Raw genomic sequence first — 4,517 nt, 5'->3', positions numbered from 1 at the left:
ATTCCAGCCCGCCTGATCTTGTTGTTTACCGTATGCGCCTGCAACAATAGCCAAGTCTCCGATCGTGATACCGCCTTGTCCATTAATATCTGCGGTTATTCTCATGGATTCGAACACTTGAATTGCCGCTTCCAATGCAGCTTTAGCATCATCTACCTGCTGCTGAGTGGCATTCGGATCGTTTGCTTTCGCTTTGGCTGCATCGAGAGCCGACTGCAATTGCGCTTTGGAGCCAATCACATATAGTCCGTCCTCATTACCTTCCACTGCTGTATCGTACTTCGCCTGAGCGCTTGCGACCGCCACGTTCAAGAGCGACTTATCTACAGGTGTACTCGTTACAGTGATTTGTATCTCTCGGGAAGCTCCGCCGACCTGCAGCTCTTTCCCCTGTCCATTGGCAATCACGACATCGTCTACAGAAACTGCCGTATTGGTCGCCTGAGTTGTAGATTTAACTTTAAATTTGAATGAGAGCAGATCGCCTTGTGCAGGTATGCCAAGATCTGCTTGATTCGCTTTCACGCTTGCAGCTACAATCCGGATTTGTCCCGGCACAGACTCCATTTTATCGATAACTTGGAATCCGTCCTGCAGCGATGCAACCGATTCGAACTGCAATTTCGCAGGATCATAGTGAAGCGCCAAATCTTGAGCGTACATTATCTGGTAAACACTTTGCGTAACGTTGCTTAACCCCATCGTTATATCGAATGTTTGGCCAGTGGTCACCTGCTGTGAACCTGTCAATGTAGACTGAGGTGGATTGTTAATGCTATACTCCACGATCCCGCCTTGGTTTTGCAGTTTTTCCAATACCTGATTCGATTCAGCAGAAATAGCCGCTCCTCTTACATCGAGGTATTGTAATTGGGATAACTCACCTATAGGCGTTAGATCTTTTATCTGGTTGAAAGCAAGAGAAAGCCATTCCAGTTGGTTTAATGCATGTAGCCCGGAAATGCTGGTAACCTGATTCTCTTCTATATTGAGAGATTGCAGTTGAGTCAATGTCTGTATAGCAACGAGATCATGTATTTGATTACCAGCCAGGTTCAATTCCTTAAGTTGAAGCAAATGTTCCAATCCGGATAAACTTCCAATTTGATTATTAGCCAAATACAAACTCTCAAGCTGCGTCAAGGATTCGATTCCAGTCAGTTCGGTTATTTGATTGCCTGTCAGCCAAAGCGACTTCAACAAAGCAAGGTTGCCGAGCGCGTTCCATTCCGCGATTTCATTTTGGTTAAGGATCAAAGTCTCCAAGCTGGATAATGCCCCCAGTTTCGTCACATCACGAATGCTGTTATCCGCTAGATTGAGAGACTGTAAGTGAGTCGCATATTCAATACCGCTTAAGTCGCTGATCCCTCTGCCGGACGCATCCATACTTGTTAATCTTTCCATGTCCAAAATCGTAATATCTCCCGCAGACTTATTCAATGTGTCCCGCACAGCAGCTTCCAGGTTAACATCCGCGAAAGAGACCTTCCCTTCATTCGCGGAGGCCGCATCGGCTATCTTTATTAAAAATAAACAAACTAGCAGGAAACATAGACTTTTCCATTTCAAAGCGCCCTCTACTCCTTCCCCGTTGTTATTCGACGATCACAGTTCCCTGCATAAACGGATGAACCATACAGAAGTAATTAAACGTACCTGTTTCATTAAACGTATAGCTAAATCTCGTATTTCCATTCGGAGTGACCATACCATCAAATAGCCCATCGTATGAAGTAACGGTATGCATCATCGTGCTATTCAAAACCCATGTAACCGTAGTCCCTTTTTTGACCGTAATTTGAGCCGAGGAGAATCGGTCATTCATGATTTCTACCACTACTTCGGAAGCAGATTCGATGATATAGCTTTCCGTTTGGACATCACTGGCATTACCTGAAGTATCTATGCCGATAAATTTCAATATTGTATTTTGGGAGATCGGAATTGGACTTGTGTATCTAGCAGATGACTTCGTCGGTGCAGAACCATCCAGCGTATAATAAATGACGGCATTCGGGTCATCGTCTTGAATATTTAAAGTCACGTTCTGAGTTAAACTGTAGGTGCCTCCTGCCGGAGCAGCCTGAACTACCGGCGCTGTCCGATCGCGATCCGGAATATGGCACTCATGACCGGTTTGATACTTTATCGTAACCGCGCCTGAAGAATGATCCATGTCAACTGTCGAACATAAATAGGTCGACATCACGCTTAATGGAACCATCACTTTTCCCTTTACTTGCAAGATGGGTGACTGCAATTGTACCTGCTGCCCGTTCATAATGCCTTGCTTTTGTATTAACCATAACTGAAACTCGGAGTTTTCCGTCTTATAGATATACTTGCGATCCTTCGCATTCGTCTGTAATGTCCCTCCGAATTTATCGGCGATAAACTGAAATGGAACATAGGTATCCCCCTTCAACTGAAAGGGAGCGACATCGAGCATGACATGCTCGCCGTTTACGATGGCATGTGTCTCTCCGACTTTTAGGGTGATCGTCTTCTCCCCAGTATTTCCAGCCGGTTCGATATGCGTCATCGTATGCAGTCCGCCCGGATAAACTCCGTTATTCGTATTATCAACGATTTTATGGCTATGGAACGGAAAATGACCGCTCTGATCAAATGTAACCAGAATATCCTTCGTTTCCCCCGGGTCCAGATTAACGGTATCCTTATCTACGGGAATCGGCAGCGGCACTCCATTTTCCGCAATGACCTGAAAGTGATGACCATGAAGATGCATCGGGTGTTCATCCCTTCCCGGGTTTATTAAACGGACCATAATTTTTTCCCCTACTTTACCGTGGATCATGACGGAGGGGTCGTTTTCCAAATCAGGGAAGGACTTTCCATTGATTGTCCAATAGCGGGGGTGGAACTTTGCATAATCGTATACATTTCCAACTTCCGCAGTTTGGTGCCATTCTGTATCGACTTCATTAATGTGGTATACATATTCCTTGTCATAATTCGGTCCGCCGGTCCATGCTTGTTTGGCCGAGTTTTTGGCTTTCACGACAAAAGGTCCATTCAACCCCATCTGAAGTCCATATTGATTGGCATCATAGGAATAATAATAATAGGAACCGGCTTGACTCGCGTTTATTAGCCGGGTGTCGCTTTGACCGACAGACAGAATCCGATCATCGCCACTCTGATCATCAAGAACCTTGACACGGAGAGGACGTACTTGAAAATCGGCTCCGTTTTCTTGAGGGCCAATATTGGTCACGGTAACTTCAACGATATCTCCTTCCTCCGCTTCAATTTTGGGTCCCGGGAATACCGCGGTTCCTGGTTTGTTTTCCTGACTGTAGCCCCAAATATAAACCTGCGATCCATCCGCCAAGGTACGATAGCCATCCGTAGCATATAACTGGACTTTCCGAGCCTCCACAGTATTTGCATTTGCGGAAGCAACAATAAACAGCGCACAGAACGCTGCGATTAAGAGAAAAAACCATTTCATCCTTGCGACACGAATCATGCCTCTCATCACCACCATAGTTTCCATAGAAATATATTGTTACTCTCCATCAACCTCAACCTGATAAGCGCCTGCTTGATCAAACTTAACCAATACATCGTATCGTTCTGCCGATGCCAAGGTTATGGATTGCTTGTCAACGGCCTGCTGCAAAGGCCTGCCATCCGACGCAATAACTTTAAAAGTTAGGCCATTCATATCAAATGTACGTTTCTCATAACCGGAATTGATGAGTCTAATCAAGAAGGTCTCCCCTGCTTGCGCTTGTATTTCAGAACCCTCGCCTTTGGCTTTGATTTCACTATTCACTGTCCAATAATCCGGTATAAAAGATGTCCGGTCGTACGTATTTCTGTGTTCAACTGCGTCATGCCAAGATCTATCAATCTCGTTCATATGAAACACCGCTTCTTTGTCATAGGACGGACCTCCTGTCCACGCCTGTTTGGCTCCCATATGCGCCTTCACGATAAACGATCCCGTCATGCCCATCTGCAAATGCTCAACGGTATCTACATGACAGTGATAGAAATAGGTGCCGGCATGATCGGCTTTAAAGCTATAGGTAAAGCTTTGTCCCACTAATACCGGGGAAGATGTGTGAGGAACCCCGTCGTTCTTCTGATCCGTGTCTAGCCCATGGAAATGAATGGTGTGAGCGGCAGGAAGAATCCCCGACTTAGAGGGTCCCAGATTCGTCAGCGTAATTTCGGCTTGATCTCCTTCCTCAACTTCCAAGGTAGGCGCCGGATAAACCGCCGTTCCTTTTTCATTCTTCAAAGAATATCCCCAAATATACATTGGGGTTCCGTCGGGCATCGTAACGTATCCATCTGTCGCATACAGATTGATTTTTTTTACGCTTGTTTCGTGCGCGAATATGGATTGCAGCGTACTGTATTTGAATGCCGCAGTACATATAAACAACAGAAAGAGTGCAACAACGACCCTTTTCCTCATCTACGATTCTCCTTTTAAAAAATTCTCATTCCAAAAGATAAGGGGGAGAATAATAGATCTC

The 4,517-nt window shown here is 45.4% G+C and carries 3 protein-coding genes; all 3 read right to left on the bottom strand.

Going from position 1 to position 4,517, the window contains the following annotated elements; genetic code table 11:
• On the bottom strand, window positions 1-1,572 hold a 1,572-nt coding region (locus GC098_RS23590), incomplete at its 3' end, for a leucine-rich repeat protein (RefSeq protein WP_171645667.1).
• A gap of 25 nt (window positions 1,573-1,597) precedes the next feature.
• Window positions 1,598-3,523 (bottom strand): stalk domain-containing protein, encoded by a 1,926-nt coding sequence (locus GC098_RS23585; protein ID WP_171645666.1) that lies wholly within the window; start codon window positions 3,521-3,523, stop codon window positions 1,598-1,600.
• Between the two features lie 12 nt (window positions 3,524-3,535).
• Window positions 3,536-4,456, bottom strand: coding sequence for a multicopper oxidase family protein (locus GC098_RS23580; protein WP_171645665.1), 921 nt, complete (start codon window positions 4,454-4,456; stop codon window positions 3,536-3,538).
• Window positions 4,457-4,517: the final 61 nt, after the last annotated feature.

Source organism: Paenibacillus phytorum, from assembly GCF_013141715.1.
Taxonomy (GTDB): Bacteria; Bacillota; Bacilli; order Paenibacillales; family NBRC-103111; genus Paenibacillus_E; species Paenibacillus_E phytorum.
The sequence above is the reverse complement of the archived record's forward strand: the minus strand, read 5'-3'. Positions and strand labels throughout refer to the sequence as shown.

Coding starts and splice junctions, on each gene's coding strand:
- GC098_RS23585 (WP_171645666.1), bottom strand. CDS start 3,523: ATGGAAACTATGGTGGTGATGAGAGGCATGATTCGTGTCGCAAGGATG.
- GC098_RS23580 (WP_171645665.1), bottom strand. CDS start 4,456: ATGAGGAAAAGGGTCGTTGTTGCACTCTTTCTGTTGTTTATATGTACT.